Annotated in this window: 12 protein-coding genes; 6 read left to right on the top strand and 6 right to left on the bottom strand. The window is 39.3% G+C overall.

Translation table 11 applies throughout. The annotated features are described in order from the left end of the window. The first annotated feature begins 5 nt into the window (after positions 1-5). The 4 genes from KYH19_RS16545 to KYH19_RS16530 all read left to right on the top strand — a co-directional run bounded on the left by KYH19_RS16545 (position 6) and on the right by KYH19_RS16530 (position 5,437). On the top strand, positions 6-1,205 hold the full coding sequence (locus KYH19_RS16545; RefSeq protein WP_219075895.1) for a multiheme c-type cytochrome: 1,200 nt from the start codon (positions 6-8) through the stop codon (positions 1,203-1,205). Positions 1,206-1,299: 94 nt separating this feature from the next. Beyond that, positions 1,300-3,624 (top strand): TonB-dependent receptor, encoded by a 2,325-nt coding sequence (locus KYH19_RS16540; protein WP_219075894.1) that lies wholly within the window; start codon positions 1,300-1,302, stop codon positions 3,622-3,624. A 4-nt stretch (positions 3,625-3,628) separates the two neighbouring features. Beyond that, positions 3,629-4,435: a DUF4249 domain-containing protein gene (locus tag KYH19_RS16535; RefSeq protein WP_219075893.1), complete on the top strand. Its 807-nt coding sequence runs from the start codon at positions 3,629-3,631 to the stop codon at positions 4,433-4,435. Positions 4,436-4,477: 42 nt separating this feature from the next. Beyond that, a complete protein-coding gene (locus KYH19_RS16530) occupies positions 4,478-5,437 on the top strand; it encodes a D-glycerate dehydrogenase (protein WP_219075892.1) in 960 nt (319 codons plus the stop codon). Between the two features lie 121 nt (positions 5,438-5,558). Here the strand turns inward: KYH19_RS16530 and KYH19_RS16525 are convergent, their stop codons facing one another. From KYH19_RS16525 to mutL, 6 genes are all read right to left on the bottom strand, one after another. Beyond that, a complete protein-coding gene (locus KYH19_RS16525; protein ID WP_255562451.1) occupies positions 5,559-8,285 on the bottom strand; it encodes a carboxypeptidase regulatory-like domain-containing protein in 2,727 nt (908 codons plus the stop codon). Between the two features lie 293 nt (positions 8,286-8,578). Beyond that, a complete protein-coding gene (locus KYH19_RS16520) occupies positions 8,579-9,211 on the bottom strand; it encodes a nitroreductase family protein (protein WP_219075891.1) in 633 nt (210 codons plus the stop codon). 863 nt (positions 9,212-10,074) lie between these two features. Beyond that, complete coding sequence (locus tag KYH19_RS16515) at positions 10,075-11,187, bottom strand: endonuclease/exonuclease/phosphatase family protein (RefSeq protein ID WP_219075890.1); 1,113 nt, start codon at positions 11,185-11,187, stop codon at positions 10,075-10,077. Next, positions 11,187-12,041 (bottom strand): rhomboid family intramembrane serine protease, encoded by an 855-nt coding sequence (locus KYH19_RS16510; RefSeq protein WP_219075889.1) that lies wholly within the window; start codon positions 12,039-12,041, stop codon positions 11,187-11,189. Before KYH19_RS16510 ends, KYH19_RS16515 begins: the two co-directional genes overlap by 1 nt. Next, complete coding sequence (locus KYH19_RS16505) at positions 12,034-12,765, bottom strand: rhomboid family intramembrane serine protease (protein WP_132398498.1); 732 nt, start codon at positions 12,763-12,765, stop codon at positions 12,034-12,036. The genes KYH19_RS16510 and KYH19_RS16505 overlap by 8 nt, the downstream gene beginning before the upstream one ends. 141 nt (positions 12,766-12,906) lie before the next feature. Next, positions 12,907-14,742, bottom strand: coding sequence for a DNA mismatch repair endonuclease MutL (gene mutL / locus KYH19_RS16500; protein WP_121283900.1), 1,836 nt, complete (start codon positions 14,740-14,742; stop codon positions 12,907-12,909). Positions 14,743-15,380: 638 nt separating this feature from the next. Between mutL and KYH19_RS16495 the strand changes: the two genes are divergently transcribed. Continuing rightward, positions 15,381-17,015: an amidohydrolase gene (locus tag KYH19_RS16495; protein ID WP_219075888.1), complete on the top strand. Its 1,635-nt coding sequence runs from the start codon at positions 15,381-15,383 to the stop codon at positions 17,013-17,015. Next, positions 17,002-18,819, top strand: a complete 1,818-nt coding sequence (locus KYH19_RS16490; RefSeq protein ID WP_219075887.1) for a serine hydrolase — start codon at positions 17,002-17,004, stop codon at positions 18,817-18,819. Before KYH19_RS16495 ends, KYH19_RS16490 begins: the two co-directional genes overlap by 14 nt. The last annotated feature ends 39 nt before the right edge of the window (positions 18,820-18,858 follow it).

Genomic DNA, 18,858 nt, shown 5'->3' with positions numbered 1-18,858 from the left:
TCACCTTGAAAGGCGCAAAACGGATCCTGTTTATTTTAGGGGCAATTGCTGTTGCAATCGTTATTCTTTCAAGATGCATGAATGCGGCTGATCAATTGCCCGCAGATGTGCGGGGTGAGGCCTACACCGGGGCAGCTACCTGTGTTAAATGCCATAAAGATTTATCGCAGTCTTATGCACATAATCCGCATGGTTTAACTTCTAAGCCTGTTGCAGATGCAGCTTTGTTAAAAATTTTCGCCCCTGATTCGAACAGTTTCCAATATGATGCAAGCCAAAAAGTAGTAGTAGAGAAGAGAGATAGCGGTATGTTTCAGGTCGCTTATCAGGATGGCAAAGCTGTGCGTGCGCAAAAGTTCGATATGCAGTTTGGCTCAGGCGAAAAAGCCTATACGTATACCTATTGGCAAGGCAAAAAAATGTACGAACTACCTTTATCTTACTTCACTGCCATTAAGAACTGGGCCATCAGTCCTGGTTTTCCAAAAGAAAACTTTTATTATGACCGGGCGATAACGAGTCGTTGTTTAGAGTGCCATGCCTCTTATGTAGCTATTAAAATCACGCAAAAATCTACTTTTGAAAAGGATGAAGAGATGGAAAAAGGCACTGTTATTTATGGGATAGATTGCGAGCGCTGCCATGGCCCTGGGAAACAGCATGTTGTTTTTCATATGGAAAATCCGGAAGAAAAAACTGCAAAATTCATCACCCTTTATAAAACCCTTACCCGTAAGCAAAAGATGGATGTTTGCGCCGTTTGCCATTCGGGCAATACTTTGGTGGCACAACGATCGGTATTCGGTTTCCAGCCGGGCGACGATTTAGAGGCTTACTATTCGCAGGATTTTAAAGGTTTTGGTGGTGGTAATATTGATGTACACGGTAACCAAAGTGCCATGCTAAAGGGCAGTAATTGTTATCGGAAAAGTGAAACCATGACCTGCCAATCGTGCCACAATACACATGAAAATATTAAGGGTAATTTAACAGTTTACTCACAGCGTTGTATCAATTGCCATAAAACGACCAATCACAGCAAAGCTACTTTAGCCAAGGGATCGCTGAGTACCAATTGTATCGACTGCCATATGCCTATAGAACCTTCAAAACTGATCACCTTTCAACAGGCAGGTAAAGATCATTTAAGCCCTTACCTGTTACGTTCACACCATATTGCCATTTATCCCGTTATTAATAAGTAAAACCAAACTTTTATTAAGAACTGCTCCAATATCTTTTAATAGAACTTGGATTTCGTACATTTGGTTTCTACCTTAAAATTAGATAGTAGCCAATATGTCCTTAAAATACTACTTAGCTTTATTCTCCTTCCTTTTTCTATCCACCTCTATTTTTGCACAAAAGAAATTTACCCTCAGCGGCACTATTCGCGATGCGGGCACAGGCGAAACCTTAATTGGTGCAACGGTAAGAATTTCCGGAGCATCTGCCGCAGCAACCTTAACTAATAATTATGGATATTTTGCTTTAACACAAGCCGAAGGAACCTACACGGTGGCGGTAAGTTATACCGGCTATACATCCATTGTTAAAACCATCAGTTTAACAAAAGATACGAAGTTAAATGAGGAATTAAAAAGTACAAATGATTTAGATGAAGTAACAGTAAGCGCCAATAACCGCAAAAACGAAAACGTTAAAAGTGCGCAGATGGGTTTGGAAAGGATTGATATGAAAACGCTTAATTCTATCCCGGTGTTGCTGGGCGAAAAGGATATTTTAAAAACCATCCAATTATTACCGGGCGTAAAATCAGGTGGAGAAGGGAATACAGGTTTTTACGTTCGCGGTGGTGCTGCCGATCAGAATTTAATTATTCTGGATGAGGCTGTGGTGTACAACTCATCCCACTTACTTGGCTTTTTCTCTACTTTCAATGCCGACGCAATTAAAGATGTAAGTTTATACAAAGGTGGTATGCCAGCGCAATATGGTGGCCGGTTATCATCGGTTTTAGATGTTAAAATGGATGATGGGAACAATAAAGAGTTTAAGTTTGAGGGAGGTATTGGCTTAATCGCCTCACGTTTAAAAGCAGAAGGACCAATTGTAAAAGACAGAGGTTCGTTTATGGTGAGTTTCCGCAGAACTTATATTGATCTGTTTTTAAGAGCTTCGCCAGATTCGTCTGTTAACGGGAGTACCTTGAACTTTTATGATATTAACGCAAAGGCGAATTATAAAATCAATGATAAAAATACCATTTATATTTCGGGCTATTTTGGCAAGGATAATATTGGGGTGAAGGATTTGTTTGAGAATAACTGGGGCAACGTAACTACCACCATCCGCTTAAACCACATTTTTAACGACCGCTTGTTTTCTAATACTTCGTTAATTTACAACAACTACAATTATACCGTTCGTTTGTTAAATGATGCGACTAATTTTAAGGCGACTTCGCTGGTACGCGATTTTAATTTTAAGGAAGATTTTCAGTATTTCAGCAACAAACATATTCTCAGGTTCGGGCTAAATGCTACCCAGCACCGCATCTCACCGATTGATATTGATAGCGATGTATCCTCGCAGGTAAATTCGCTTACACAAGAGCGTAGGTATGGGATAGAATCTGCTGCGTATATTTCTGATGAATGGAGTGTAAACGAGCACCTTAACTTTTTATATGGTGTAAGGTTGGCTGCTTTTTCTCTAATGGGCCCTGGTAATTTTAGCACTTATGATACTGATGGGAATATCGCATCAACAGAAAATGTAGCCAAAGGCAAGTTTTACAAAAACTATTTCAACCTGGAGCCCCGCTTTTCTATGAGTTACCTGTTTAACGAAGAAAATTCTATTAAAGCATCGTACAACCGCAATACACAGAATGTTCACATTTTAACCAATGCCACTTCCAGTTCGCCAACGGATCAATATGTGTTGAGCAGTAATAATATTAAACCAGAAATTGCCGATCAGGTGGCACTGGGGTATTTTAAAAATATTAAAGAGAATACCTATGAACTCTCTGCAGAAATTTATTATAAATGGCTGCAAAACCAGATCGATTACAAAAATGCCGCCCAGTTGCTGGCCAATTCGAATGTAGAATCGGAACTGATATACGGCATAGGTAGGGCTTACGGGCTGGAACTGTTTTTTAAAAAGAAATTTGGCAAGCTGAATGGCTGGGTAGGATACACCTTATCCCGCACTGAACGCAAATTTACAGAACTGAATAACGGCAAATATTTTCCGGCGAGGCAAGACCGTACACACGATATTTCGGTGGTTGGTATTTACAACATGACGCCAAGGTGGACATTTTCATCAAGCTTTATTTATAGTACAGGCAATGCAGTTACGTATCCGGCAGGTAAATATACCGTTGGTGGGCAACCAGCCTATTATTATACCCAGCGCAATGCAGGTCGCATGCCTTACAATATGCGTTTAGATATAAGTGCAACATTAGAAGGCAAGAAAAAAGGCAAATACCAATCGAGCTGGAATTTTGGTATTTACAATGTGCTGGCCAGAAAAAATCCTTACTCCATAGAGTTCATTACCGACCCGCAAAATCCGAACAAAACTGCTGCACAGCAAACCTCTCTTTTTGGACTTATTCCATCTGTTACCTGGAATTTTAAATTTTAATGCCATGAAAAAATTAGCAATATATTTTGTCCTGTTTACCTTGTGCCTCGCTTCATGCAAGAAAATTATTTCCATTGATACGGAGAATGCCGACCCACAGTTAGTAATTGAAGGGATCATTAATAACCAGTTGATGGACCAGGAAATTAAAATCAGCAAAACGATAGGTTATACCGAGGAAAATGTTTTCCCCAAAATTTCGGGTGCCACGGTTACCGTAACCGATAGCAAGGGAAATACGTTTGTATTCAAAGAAGGAACTAAGCAGGGTACTTATGTTAGTCGCATGAAGGGTGAGCCAGGTGTTACCTATAATTTAAATGCGACTGTTGAAGGACAAAACTATACCGCCAGTTCTAAAATGCCTAATTTGGTTAAAATGGATTCAATTGGGATCATTAATAACACTTTTTTTGGTCGTGAACGTAAAACAGCGGCAGTCTTTTTTAAAGATCCGGTTAATGAAGTAAATTTCTACCATTTTAACCTGTATGTAAACGATGTTTTGTCGCGACGCTATTATGCTAGTAACGACAGGCTAACCAATGGTAATGATTTGCGGATTCAGCTCTTTTTTAAACCCAATAACGATCACGACAGCGACGAGCTGAATACCAATGATAAGGTTAGGATTGAAATGGAATGTGTTGACAGTAATATTTTTAATTACTGGTATGCACTTAGCCAGCAAGCAGACCGCGGGCCTAACCAGGGTACCACGCCGGCCAACCCCACATCAAATCTTTCGAATAATGCATTGGGTTATTTCAGCGCAAATACCTATCAGGTACTCACGGCTACTGTAAAGTAAACATTAAGCAAAACTCCTGTTCAGATTTACTGTTAAATTAATATGAAAGTATTTATAAGCGGCAACATTGCTCCGGTTGGAATAAAAGAACTGGAAGAAAACAATATCTCCATCACCCAATGGAAAGAAAACAGGCAGATTACAGCCGAAGAACTGATTGAGGCCTGTCAGGGACAGGATGGCTTGATCAGCGTTGGGCCAAATAAAATCAATGCTGCATTTTTAAATGCCTGTAGCCACTTAAAGGTAATTGCGCTACATTCGGTAGGTTACGATCAGGTAGATATAGCTGAAGCTAAAAAATTAAATATTCCAATTGGTAATACGCCAGGTGTTTTGAGTGCAGCAACTGCTGATACTGCTTTTTTATTGATGCTGGCCGTATCGAGAAAGGCTTTTTTCTCACACAAAAAAATCATTCAAGGCGAATGGAAAAACTATGAGCCTTCACCAGAACTCGGAATTGAGGTAAATGGCAAAACGCTTGGTGTTTTTGGTCTGGGGAAAATTGGATTAGAGATGGCCAAAAAATGTGCTGCTGCCTACCAAATGGGGGTCATTTACCACAACAGATCGCGTAACGAAGAAGCCGAAAGAGAAACCGATGCAAAATATGTGTCTTTTGAAGAACTTTTAGCACAAAGTGATGTGTTATCCGTACATACCGCCTTAACACCAGAAACCAAAGATAAATTTACGCTTGATGTTTTTAAGCAGATGAAACCCAATTCAATTTTCATTAATACAGCCAGGGGAGGTATTCACAATGAAAAGGACTTAATTAAAGCCTTAGATGAAAAAATAATATGGGGAGCAGGTTTGGATGTAACCAACCCGGAACCAATGGATAAAAACAATCCTTTGCTGGCTATGGAAAACGTTGCTGTTTTACCACATATCGGCTCGGCTACCGAAGAAACCAGAGCAGCCATGGCGCAGATTATTGTGCAGAATATCGTTGCCGGGTTGAAAGGGGAGAAGCTGCCGTTTGAAGTGAAGTAAGATGTAACATGGAAAATGTAAGATGGATGATGGAATTGAATTCCTTCCCTCATCCATCTTACATTTTTCATTTAGGGTTATTAACCATTGACCATCAGACTATGAACCATTTGCCTCTATTCTATTTTACGAGATATTTAAACACCGATCTTCCTAAATTTCCATTGGCATCTATTCCTTCAATAATTACTTTGTACTGTCCTTTTCCATCAGCGTTATAATATTCAAAAGAAGCATTACCCGTTGCATCAGTAACTACTTTAGGGTTCCAGTAAATGGTGGTTCTTAAATCGTTCCGGTTCATGCTGGCAGGAACATCATATTTAGGGGAGTAAAACTGTTTTTCTTTATTATAACCCTGTGGCGAGAATGTAAGTTCATAATACTTAGGAAGCATATCCATTAATTGGGCTTTCGTAATCCTGGTGCCTTTAGGTGCTTTTTTCTGGTTAAATACAATTACACCATTTACATTATTAGCACGGTTTACCAAACCTAAATCGTCCCTTAAAAATACCTCAACCGATTCGAGCTGGTTGACATCTATAGTATTGATCTGGTTTACATCCACGTTCATGCCATTGATGAAAATACCCATCGGGATTTTTTTGCCCTGGTTGTAATCTCGGGTTACGTAAAAGTTATTATCGGCAAAAGTAACCCCTGCCAGCATGCCCTGTAAACAATTAATCAATAAACCACAGCCTTTAAATCGATCGCCACTAACTTCATGGTCGGCCATTTGGCTTAATCCGCTTAGTGCAGGGTAATCCTTATGACTTACTTTCGGAACCACTGTGGCTTTAATATTTACATCTTTTAGTGTGTGTAAATAAGCGTATTGTCTTTTGCTGTTATCTAAATAACTGGTTAAAGCACTATCAATATTTAAAACCTCTTCGGCTGCACTAAAGTTTCTGGTTAGAGTAGGTACCGGTGCACCATTTAAGCTTAAGGTCATGTTTTTATAGTTTACATTATACTTAGCGGTAATGGTCACTTTAGAGGAGTCGTTAAATACCAGGTTTTGGAATTTAAAATTCCCAACAGGATCTGTAGTACTTTCCAGATTGAAACGTTTATCAGGTATGGTTAACAATAAGGCTCCTTTTCTAACCGGAATACCATTGTTTTGACGCAGAATACCGGAAATTTCAATGCCTTGTTCAGGTAAGAAATCAATTTTTGGCAATTTATTGGCGATGATATCGGTATATTTAAAACTGCGGTATCCCTGGGTAAGGAGTAATACATCTAAATCTGCATTTTTCTTTGCATCAGGTGCATTAAAGTAATAATTTGCTTTTTCAATGTAACCTTTAACATCGCTGCTTAACAACAGGCCAGTTAATATCGTACTGGTTGCATCTTCGCTGGATGGAACTTTGGTTTCATCTACAACAGCTACCGAGAAGTTTCCTTCAACAGGAGCGCCATCTTTTTTAGCAGCAACATTTATCTTAACCTTTTTCTTGATTCCGTAAGTAGCTGCAGCGCTGGTTAAAGTTACCGCCATGGTATTTTTGTGCTGTACAAAAACCAATCGTTCACTTAGTGGTTTACCAAATTCATTAAACAAGGTAAATTGGGCAATTCCATTCGGGAATTTAGATTTAAGCACAGTGGTATTGTATTCTTTGTTTGATAAGGCTGTTTGCGCACCATAACAAATCACGCCTTTGCTCTGTGCTATTAAATAAAGCTTTTTACCCTGATTCTGTTCAAAGAAGGCATCATTAGCCGAAATTTTGATGGCTATATTATCTGCACTGCTGTTATCTATATTTACAGAAACACCATTTGCAGCAACTGCCGGTAAGTTATAATTTTGAGCGGTTCCATCTGCATAGGTAACAGCTGCTTTGTACGTTTTTCCGGCTTCGGCCAGTAAGTTAAAACTGCCCATTCCTAAATGTTGGGCAGTAAATGTTGCTACTGTTTTGCCATCATTATCGGTAACTGTACCTTTTGAACTGATGCCCAAACCATCACTCTTAATCGCTTTAAATGCCACTTTAGTAGTTAAACCTGCAATCAGACTTCCTCCCTCCGGAAAGAACTGAAAATCTTTGCTTACGATGGCGTTTTTAAGTTGAAAGCTGCTGCTCGCTACATCTTTATCGGTGGTATTAATACTGGTAATCAGTTCGCCTTTTTGTAATTGATATTCCGCCTTCTGTGCATTGCTCATTGCGATGGTTAAATAACCGTTCGCATCTGTTGTGCCTCTGCCTTTGGCAATAACCGTAAAACTGGTAACCACCTGCCAGCTTACGTTTTTATTGGCGTAGGGTTTATTATTGGCATCTTTAAATTGTACACGCGCATCAATTTTTTCCAGCTTATCTGTTGAGGTATTTTTATAAGTGATATGGGTTTTTACCTCTTTATCAATCGCTTCGCCAACATAAAAGGTCTTGTTAAAATAAGCAGGATCTTCACTGTTGAGCATCCACATTGTGTAAGCCCTGATATGGTAATTACCCTGTTTATAGTTAATCTGATCTAAGGGGAAACTGCCATAAGCAAAGCCACCGGTAATGGGTAATTTTAGGGTTTGGATAAGCGAATCTTTCTGGTTAATCACATCCACATAAATGATTTTACTGATTGCAGATAAGAAATTCTGGTTTTCGGTAACGTAGGCTTTAAACCAAACCGTATCGGCAACAGCGTAATAAGGCTTATCGAAATGAAGATAAATCTTTTCAGCAGGATAATCGCTTAATACCTTATTGGTTTTGGTAATGATACTGTTTATGCTAATGGTATCGGTTTGTGCCGAAGAAGAAAAACTTAATGTTGATAAAAGTGACAGTATGATAAACGATAATCTAAAAATCTTCATGGATTGGATATTAAATGCTAGCCCGTAAATATATCCAATTATAAATAGAGCACATAAAATGTAATGATGTTTAACATTTTTTTACAAAAATTTTTATGTTAATCGTCATCATGATCCGATCGCTATGGGATTTGTTTCAGGATCTACATGTGATGTGCTTTTAAGGTTAACCAGTTAATTGTTTAAACCGGTTAATCGACTCCAAACGCTAGACTCCCAGCGCCAAACTAACTCTGCTAAAACAAAACAAGCCGCTAAAAGCGGCTTGTTTTAAATATAATGGTGTTTGCCTGTTATTTAAACTCGATCAGGAATTCTTCTTTAGGTGAACGCACTTTTTTAAGATTTACCAACCAATCGCCGGCTTCATCCCTGTTTCCTAATGGCAATAGGGTAACACTTTTTAAGCCTTTTTTATCTAAACCTAAAAGTTCATCTAAGGCAGGGCCGTTAAAACCTTCCATTGGCGTAGCATCAACTTTTAATACAGCCGCTTCAGCAATGGCAATACCGAAAGCAATATAAGCCTGACGGGCTGCATGGTTGAAGTTTTCTTCCGCCGTTCTGGATAAAATCATGCCTTTAAGTTGTGCTTTGTAAGCATCTGTCGTATCCAGTGGTAAGCCACGCTCTGCATTCATTCTGTTAAAAACGGCATCAATACCTTCTTCTGTATAATTTTCGTTTGCCGCGAAAATCAATAAGTGAGAAGAATCAATTACTTGCGATTGGTTAAAAGCAATCGGCGCAATTTTCTCTTTTAATTCCTGGTTGGTTACTACAACCACTTTAAAAGGCTGTAAGCCGGATGATGTAGGCGCCAAATGTGCTGCTGCAATAATTTTATCAACTTTTTCCTGTTCAACAGGTTGACCGTTCATTTTCTTAACGGCATAACGCCAGTTAAGTGCATCTATTAAGCTCATATTTTGAAGATTTTTTTTAAATTTTATGAAACAAAGATGTAAATAAGGAGTAAACATATTGTTGATGTATGGTAAGAAAATGAAATAGCGAGTGATTTGATAGTCATTTGCATTAAGCTTACATATTGCTTGTTTTTTCCTATCAGGTGGTGTCTCACCGACCGAAATGGAATAATTCAGAATGACAAATTATGAAAGAGTTTAATTAAAATTAGGAAATGAATGGCTTGTGGTTCTTGGAGGTTTTCAGCCCTGCTTTCGCTTATAGTCCTCGCTGCGCTGCGGGCTATTCCGCTCTATCAGGTTTATGAACAAGGGTTCTGCACCCTGCAACCCCTAAAATGAAATGCAAATGCGGCCACCTAGCCCCGGTTGAAGTGTTACCCTGCAGCGACGAGGCACGAGGAAGCGAAGCGTAAAAACGGAAAACGGGAAGAAGCTTATTGTTTTATGTAGGCCTTGCGCTCCAATAAGGAATGATCATTTTATCTTATCGGTTGGTGTCTCACCGACCGAAATGAAATTAGGAAATGAATGGCTTGTGGTTCTTGGAGGTTTTCAGCCCTGCTTTCGCTTATAGTCCTCGCTGCGCCGCGGGCTATTCCGCTTAATCAGGTTTATGAACAAGGGTTCTGTACCCTGCAACCCCTAAAATGAAATGCAAATGCGGCCACCTAGCCCCGGTTGAAGTGTTACCCTGCAGCGACGAGGCACGAGGAAGCGAAGCGTAAAAACGGAAAACGGGAAGAAACTTATTGTTTTATTCAGGCCTTGCGCTTCAAATGAAAAATCATTAAACTATCATCGAAAAGGTAATTTTTCCACCGCCATGGTTTGTCCTCACGTACTATAAGACTTAAACCTTAGGGAATAAACCTCAAATCGCTGCGCACCGGAAAGTGGTCGGATAATTTAGCCTGGGTGATTTTGTAATTTAATACCTCAAGTTCTTTAGAAGTGGCAATATAATCAATCTGGAAATTAGGAAATTTGCCATTATAGGTTTTACCAAAGCCGTTGCCCTTTTTAATAAAACTATTGTTTAATCCGGCTGTAATTTGGGTAACCACGTAAGATGCCGGCGTATCGTTAAAATCGCCCGCAATAAGGTAAGGTGTTTTGCAGGTTGCCATTTCCTTTTTCATAATATCTACCTGACCGCTGCGTTTCAAAAAGGCACTTTTCAGCATTCTTAAAATCCGTTTGGATGGTTGCAGTTCGGTATTCATTTCCTTAACCTTATCGAGGTATTCGTAATCCTGTTTTTCAAAAGAGATGGATTGAAAATGCACATTGTAAACCCTTAATGTTTTTCCTTTAATGTTTAAATCGGTGTAAATACTCATGTTGCCGGGAAAACCTTCAACAAAAGGAATTTTACCCGAATCTTTAATCGGAAATTTAGAAAATATAGCTAAGCCGGTTGCTTCGTAATCATTTTTATTAGTAGGTACAAAGTAGTAGTATTTTGTATTTAACAGTGCTTTAAGGCTGTCAACGGTATCAAAAGCACCTTTGTAACGGGTAAAAAATTCTTGAAAGCAAATAATATCAGGGTTTTGATCTTTCACCACCTGAAGCATTTTTTCTTTCACCGATTCGGTATTGTCTTCGCCGTATAGTTTAAAGCTATGCACGTTGTAAGTCATCATTCTGATGCTATTGTCTGCTTTTTCAGTGCCTCCCTCATTGCCACCAATGGCAAAGGTGGCTTTTAAAGTTTTAGCACCGAGTGCGATCACCAGAATGGTTGCGATGGCAAAAATCCATTTTTTGCTTAAAAACCACCAAACGAGGAAGATAATGTTAACGAATAAAACGAAAGGATAGGCAAGACCGAAAAAAGCAATAATGGCATGTTTTCTTGGGTCCATATTTCCGGCAAGAACCCCCAATAGCAAAGCGATTGCCAACATAATGGCAACAGGCAAAAGGAGTTTATCCAGAAAACTATATTTCTTCTTGTTCGTGGCCATTAATCTTTACTTGCCTTAAATAGTTTTTCTTTTTCTACCGCTGTTAATTTATCGTACCCTGAAGTCGATATTTTGTCTAAAATGGTATCTATTTCCTGTTGAGAAACGCCACCTTTGAATTCGGGTTTTTTAACAGGTTTTTCATTCCGAACAACTTTTAGTTTCGGCTTACGCTCAAAGAGTTTGCTCCAGTCCCTTCCGTTTTGCAAACTTTTAATAAAGGTGAAACCTAAAAGTGCACCACCAATATGCGCTAAACTTCCACCTGCATTTACGGAGCCGATCGCAATAAAATCGAGCACAAAATAGATAATGGCAATCCATTTAATTTTAACCTCACCAAAGAAAAGTAACATAATGGTGTAATTCGGTACCAGTGTTGCAGAAGCAAAAATGATGGCCATTACTGCGGCTGATGCGCCAACAATGGTTACGCCGGCCAGGCCGCTGGCATAAAGCGGGAATATATTTAATGCAGCAACGGCAAACAAACCACCAAAAATACCACCTGCCAGGTATACAAAATGAAACTGACGGCTTTTTAAGAAATTCATGAATATATTGCCGAACCAAAATAAGCCGAGCATATTAAACAGGATGTGAAGAATCCCGTCATGAATAAACATGTAGGTAAACAGGGTATAAAAGCGCTCAGGTAGTTTCGAAATGCTGGCTGGTAAACCTAAATAATCGCTTACAAATAAATCGATAATATTACCATGGCCGCTTAGCTTGCTAAATACGCCAATAATGGCGATCAATAAAAATAGCATTACATTAATCCCAATGTAGAAGAATAATGGATTGCCCGATTGAAAAACCTTGTATTTTAAATCTTTAAAAGTATTATTCATAGAGCGTATAAAATGTATCGTTCTTGTCTTTCCATATTTTAACAAGTATAAAGCCGATTAAAGCACCACCAAGGTGAGCATAATGTGCTACAGAATCGCCTTCAAACTGGGCAACACCCAAAGATAACTCTACTAAAATATAAACTGGTATAATATATTTTGCTTTCACCGGAACCGGAATAAACATGATCAATAATTCTGCATTTGGATAAAGCATGCCGAAAGCAACCAACAAGCCGAAAATTGCGCCGGATGCACCAAGCATTCCGCCAAAGTAAATACTCCGTAGGGTAACTGCTTGTGCCATGGAAAGTTGATTTGTGTCGAACTCCCCCTGAAATAATGCGGTAAGATTTATCTTTCCGTTATTAGTAACGCTACCGATAATCTGATGCACTTCGTAAGCCTGTACGGCCCATTGTAATGCAAGTGCGCCTAGTCCGGTAATAAAATAAAAGATAATAAATTTTTTGCCTCCCCATCTTGATTCTAACAAACTTCCAAAAGAATACAATGCAAACATGTTAAAAAAGATGTGCGCTATGCCTCCATGCATAAACATGTAGCTAATAGGTTGCCATAGCTCAAACTTCGGAGAATCGAAATAATATACCGCTAACAGGTCATCAAGGTGAAGGTTTGTGAGCAAGTAAGTTGCTGCGAAAAATAAGATGTTAATAATCAGTAGATTTTTTACTACTGGTGGGATATATATTTTGTTCATTTAATTTTTTCTTGTTTTTAAGCGGCAAAGTTTAATCTTCAATTGTTTTCCCTAAACCCTAAACCCTAAACCCTAAACCCTAAACCCTAAACCCTAAACCCTAAACCCTAAACCCTAAACCCTAAACCCTAAACCCTAAACCTATTTCTCAAACTTCTTATCCAGCTCTGCCAAAGTAATGGTTTGGATAATTGGTTTGCCACTTACGCTAAAGTTAGGTGTTTTACAGGCAAAAAGCTCATCAATCAAGGTATTCATTTCTTCCTGGCCAAGGCTTGTTCCCGCTTTTATTGCACTGTTTTTAGCCAGGCTTCTCGCGAGGCTATCGCGTTTGCTCAATTTTAATTCCTGTTGCGAGTTTTTAAAGCCCTCGATCAGTTGTTCAAATAATTGCGTTTCGTTAATATTACTGCTGCCCAGGTCAACCGGAACACCTTCTACTACCAACGTATTTTTTCCAAATTCGCGTACATCAAAGCCTAAACTTTTTATATCGTCCAGTAAACTTTTTGCCAATTCGAAATCGTTGGCATTAAGTGTAATGGTTTGCGGAAATAAACTCTGCTGCGATGCGCCTTTGCGGTCGTCAAGATGTACGAGAAAACGTTCATAAAGGATCCGCTCATGTGCCATTTGTTGATCAATCACCATTAAGCCCGACTTAATCTGCGAAACAATATAGCGGTTGTGCAATTGCATGTACTGTTTCTGCTTGGTTTCTAAAACAGTTTCATCAGCATAAATAGAGGTCTGCTCTACAACTGGCTGTTCAGTTATATCATAAAGCGAACCCCAGTTTTTTGCACTTGGTTTTGCGTCATAATTTCTTGGTGATGAAGCATAACCAGATGTAGAACTGCTATCACTCGCAAACGGATTAAAATCAGGATTGAAATTAATGCTCGGTGGTACAATATCTTCAACCGCTTTATGGGTAATCATATTACTGAAACCAGTTTCCTGATCGAAATCTAAAGTCGGTGAAATGTTATAACGGCCAATGGAACGTTTTACCGCCGATTTCATAATCGCGTAAATGGATTTTTCGTCCAGGTACTTAATCTCTGTTTTAGTGGGATGAACGTTTACGTCGATTTTCGACGGATCGATCTCAATAAACAAAACATACAGCGGGTAGCTGTCATCCGGTAATAAATCTTCGAAAGCAGAGCTTACCGCGTGGTTTAAATAAGGATCTTTAATAAAACGGTTATTCACAAAAAAGAACTGTTCGCCCCTGGTTTTTTTTGCAAAAGCAGGTTTACCAATATACCCTTTGAGGTTAATGATGGTGGTTTCTTCTTCAACTGGAACCAGACGTTCGTTATAATTGTTGCCAAAAAGATGGACAATACGCTGTTTTAAATTGCCTTTTGGCAGGTTAAAAATCTCTGTGCCATCGTGGTGCAGACTAAAAAATACAGCAGGGTGTGCCAATGCTACCCGTTGAAATTCGTCCAGGATATGGCGCATTTCTACCGGATTACTTTTAAGGAAGTTTCTTCTGGCAGGTGTATTGAAAAATAAGTTTTTAATCGAAATCTGTGTTCCTGGTGAGGTGGCAACCGGTTCCTGATTGGTTACCTGTGCGCCTTCGATAGAGATACAGGTGCCAATTTCATCCTCATGCCTGCGGGTTTTCATCTCTACCTGCGAGATTGCCGCAATAGAGGCCATGGCTTCGCCACGGAAACCCATGGTGCGGATGGCAAATAAATCTTCGGCTTTTTTTACCTTCGAAGTGGCATGGCGTTCGAAACACATTCTGGCATCGGTAACGCTCATTCCACAGCCGTTATCTATAATCTGAATCAATGCCTTACCTGCATCTTTTATTACTAATTGGATTCTATCCGCGCCGGCATCAATAGAATTTTCGAGCAATTCTTTTACCGCAGAAGCAGGTCGTTGAACAACTTCTCCGGCAGCAATTTGATTGGCAACAGCATCAGGCAATAAGTGAATAATATCAGTCATGTATTAAGGCAAAGTGAATTCGCTAAATTATGCAAAATAAGCTTAAGGAACCTGATTTGTTTAAAACTCAACATGTAAATGACTGTAGGTAAATAGAATTGAATTGCTACCTGTCCTTCTGAACGTAGTGAAGAATCTTTGTCAGGAACAATTTGTTATTCCTGCTGAGGTTTTGTTTTTTGAAAAGCAGGCTCCTATACCAATCGGGTACGGTAGTCCCGCTGTACACTGTATCCCGATTGAAAAAAATCGGCATGCCGTTCCCATCAGGTTTATTTTATATAGGCCTGTCGTTCTGAACCTGGTGAAGAATTTTCCCCAGGCTTACTGGTATTTAATTAACTCAAGATATATTCTCCGTGCTTTCTGTGCCTCCGTGGCAAAAAAATATAGTGGTCTTAACGAAATGCTAAGAGAAAGGAAAGCGGTTTGTGGAGACACAGACCACGGATTTGGCTGTCATTCTGAACGCAGTGAAGAATCTTTTACCGAATAAATATAGTCACTGAATTAGCCAGTAAGAATTCAACAGATGTGCTGATCGGTTACAGATGTTTCGTGCCTCAGCATGACAATAGACATTTCTGTAAAACCGAATTTACAAAGTCAAATGCTTCCAATTTTCTATCTTTATCGATATGAAATCCATTTTATACGGTCTTTTTCTGGTTATACTGTTCACTTCTTGTTCCAGGAGAGAGGCGGTTGATGTAATTGTTTATAATGCAAAAGTTTATACCGTTAACAGTAAATTTGATACGGTTGAGGCCTTCGTAGTAAAAAATGGTAAGATCCTGGAACTTGGCACGAGTGATGATATCAAATCAAAATATGCTGGTAAAGAAGAGATTAATGCCTGGGGTAAAGCTGTTTATCCAGGTTTTATAGATGCGCATGCCCATTTTTATGGCTACGGACAAAGTTTGCAAACAGCTGATTTAAGAGAAACGAAATCCTGGGATGAAGTGCTTAAGCGCTTATCTGATTTTGCCAAAACGCATCCTGATGGCTGGTTAATTGGCAATGGCTGGGACCAAAACGATTGGGACAATAAAGCTTTCCCAACAAATGAAAAGTTAACCACACTTTTTCCGGATCGCCCGGTATTTTTAAACCGTATCGATGGGCACGCAGCCATTGCTAACCAAAAAGCGTTGGATGATGCCGGAATTAAAAGTGAACAGAAATTGGTAGGTGGCGATATGCTTACCGAAAATGGAAAGCTTACTGGTGTGTTAATCGATAATGCTGTAGCCCTGGTAGAACGTAAAATCCCATCACCAGATGCTAAACTGGCTGAAAAGATATTTATCGACGCACAGAAAAACTGTTTTGCTGCTGGCTTAACCACCATTGATGATTGTGGACTGAGTTACCTGGCTGTAGAATTCATCGAAAAACTGCAGAAAGAAAATAAACTGAAAATGAGGCTTTATGTAATGCTCTCTGATGAGCCAGATAATTATAAATATCTTTTTAGCCGCGGGCCAATTAAAACCGATCGGTTAAATGTTCGGGCTTTTAAAGTTTATGCCGATGGTGCTTTAGGTTCGCGTGGTGCCTGCCTGCTGCATCCTTACAGCGATATGCCAGACAAAACAGGTTTTTTATTAAGCGATCAGAAACATTTTGAAGAAGTAGCCAGAAAAATTGCTGCCAATCATTTCCAGATGTGTACCCATGCCATTGGCGATTCGGCCAATCGGGTAATCCTGAATATTTACAATAAAATTTTAAAAGGTAAAAACGATCAGCGCTGGCGCATCGAACACGCACAGGTAGTTAACGCTAAAGACTTTGACCTGTTCGGGAAAGCCAGTATTATCCCTTCCGTGCAACCTACACATGCCACTTCCGATATGTATTGGGCCGGGCAGCGTTTGGGCACCGAAAGGTTAAAAAGTGCTTACGCTTATAAACAATTGTTAAAGCAAAATGGTTGGATTCCTTTGGGTACCGATTTTCCAGTTGAAAACATTAATCCATTATTAACGTTTTATGCTGCAACAGTGAGAGCAGATGCAAAAGGCTTTCCGAAAGGTGGCTTTCAGATGGAAAATGCTTTAACTCCTGAAGAAGCCTTACGCGGTATGACCATTTGGGCCGCCAAAGCCAATTTTGAGGAAGAAGAAAAAGGAAGTTTGGAGAAAGGTAAATTTGCCGATTTTGTTATGCTCGATCACGATATTTTAAAATCAACACCACATAACATATTAAAAACCAAAGTCTTAAAAACCTATTTGAACGGAGAAAAAGTATATGAAGCGAAATAGATTGTGTATCCTGGCTGTAGCATTTTGCTGCAATGTTTTATGTTTAATGGCTTGCGCACAGGATCATACAGCGAATGAGAAAAAACTGGCTGTTGCCAATGCGATTTCTAACGCAACAGTATTGTTAAACAACCAGGATGGAATTATTCCTTTAAAATCATTAGAAAAAAAGAATATTGCTTCGGTCAGCCTGAGTTTTGCTTACAGTAGCGTTTTTGATAGTTTGGCAAATAAATACGATAAAATCACTTCATTTTCTGCCGATTCTTATAGAGATAGTTTGAATTTGAACGATTTAGAAGATGACCTTAAATATTTCAATACCATTTTAATTTCTATTGATGATCAAAATGTAAACAAAGCAAGATACATTAATTTCATTAACAGTATCAGTAAAAATAAACAGGTAATTATTTCCTTTTTTGGTAACGGACCTGGTTTAAAATCATTCGATCTCTTAAAATCGCCGATTGTATGGACCGGTCAAAACAATGCAGATGCGGCTGCCATTGTACCGCAATATATTTTTGGAGGCATTGCCGCTTCAAATAAGTTAACTACTGCTTATTCTGCCCGTTATACCACAGGTTCAGGTTTTACTACAACAGCTACACGCTTAAAATACACTGTACCCGAAGATGCAGGTTTGAATTCGAACAATTTAAAAGAAATTGATGCTATTGCTGCCGAAGCGATCGCACAGAAAGCAACGCCAGGATTGGTGGTTTTGGTAGCGAAAGACGGTAAAGTGATTTTTAATAAGGCTTATGGTACCCATACTTACGATACCAATGTGCCTGATAAGGTAACCGATATTTTTGATCTGGCTTCTGTAACCAAAATAACGGCAACCACACCTGCGGTTATGCGTTTGTTCGAAGAAGGAAAGTTGAAATTAGATACCAACATTGGCGCTTATATCCCCAAGGCCCGCACCACACCCATGAACAATATTCAGGTAAGAGAAGTGATGTTGCACCAGGCCGGTTTTATCCCTTACATTCCTTTTCACGATTATGTTAAAACAGGCGATTACAGCAGAGATTCATCGGCAGCTTATCCAACCAAAGTAGCCGATAACTATTATATCAAAAAAGGCTTTTTTAAAGATTTTATGTGGCCTAAAATGCTCAATTCGCCAATAAGAACACGTGGTAAATATGTGTATAGCGATATCAGTATGTATGTAATGAAAGATATTGTAGAGCATATTAGTGAAGAGCCTTTAAATCAATACACTTACGAAAATTTTTATAAACCACTAGGCATGCAAACTGCAGGTTTTTTGCCACGCAACCGTTTTAAACCAGAGCAGATTATTCCAACAGAAATGGACACCTATTTCAGGAAAACACTTTTAGTTGGCTACGTTCACGATCAGGGGGCGGCTTTGGCTGGTGGTGTATCTGGTCATGCGGGTTTATTTGCCAGCGCTAACGATCTGGCTATTATTTACCAGATGCTGTTGAACCGTGGTACCTATGGTGGGGTGGAGTATTTCAAAAACACAACAGTGGATATGTTTACCTCGAAACAGTCAAATGTGAGTCGCAGAGGTTTGGGTTTCGATCGCTGGGATCCGGATAGTACCAAACATTACCCTTCTAATTTAGCTTCACCACAAACTTATGGACATACGGGCTATACCGGAACCTGTGTGTGGGTAGATCCATCACGTGGTTTGGTATATGTGTTTCTGTCGAACCGGGTTAATCCTACCGTTACTGATAAACTTTCTAACCTGAAAATTAGGGGTAGGATACAAGATGTGGTAAACAAGGCGATTGATGAATCGAAGAAATAGAATTACCTGTAATCATTGATCAAGTTTGTTTTTATTCGT

It is taken from the genome of Pedobacter sp. D749 (genome assembly GCF_019317285.1).
GTDB lineage: Bacteria > Bacteroidota > Bacteroidia > Sphingobacteriales > Sphingobacteriaceae > Pedobacter.
Note: the sequence above shows the minus strand (reverse complement) of the source record. Positions and strands in the feature narration are given on the sequence as shown.

Coding starts and splice junctions, on each gene's coding strand:
- KYH19_RS16525 (WP_255562451.1), bottom strand. CDS start 8,285: ATGAAGATTTTTAGATTATCGTTTATCATACTGTCACTTTTATCAACA.
- KYH19_RS16535 (WP_219075893.1), top strand. CDS start 3,629: ATGAAAAAATTAGCAATATATTTTGTCCTGTTTACCTTGTGCCTCGCT.
- KYH19_RS16505 (WP_132398498.1), bottom strand. CDS start 12,765: ATGAACAAAATATATATCCCACCAGTAGTAAAAAATCTACTGATTATT.
- KYH19_RS16540 (WP_219075894.1), top strand. CDS start 1,300: ATGTCCTTAAAATACTACTTAGCTTTATTCTCCTTCCTTTTTCTATCC.
- mutL (WP_121283900.1), bottom strand. CDS start 14,742: ATGACTGATATTATTCACTTATTGCCTGATGCTGTTGCCAATCAAATT.
- KYH19_RS16510 (WP_219075889.1), bottom strand. CDS start 12,041: ATGAATAATACTTTTAAAGATTTAAAATACAAGGTTTTTCAATCGGGC.
- KYH19_RS16520 (WP_219075891.1), bottom strand. CDS start 9,211: ATGAGCTTAATAGATGCACTTAACTGGCGTTATGCCGTTAAGAAAATG.
- KYH19_RS16490 (WP_219075887.1), top strand. CDS start 17,002: ATGAAGCGAAATAGATTGTGTATCCTGGCTGTAGCATTTTGCTGCAAT.
- KYH19_RS16495 (WP_219075888.1), top strand. CDS start 15,381: ATGAAATCCATTTTATACGGTCTTTTTCTGGTTATACTGTTCACTTCT.
- KYH19_RS16515 (WP_219075890.1), bottom strand. CDS start 11,187: ATGGCCACGAACAAGAAGAAATATAGTTTTCTGGATAAACTCCTTTTG.
- KYH19_RS16530 (WP_219075892.1), top strand. CDS start 4,478: ATGAAAGTATTTATAAGCGGCAACATTGCTCCGGTTGGAATAAAAGAA.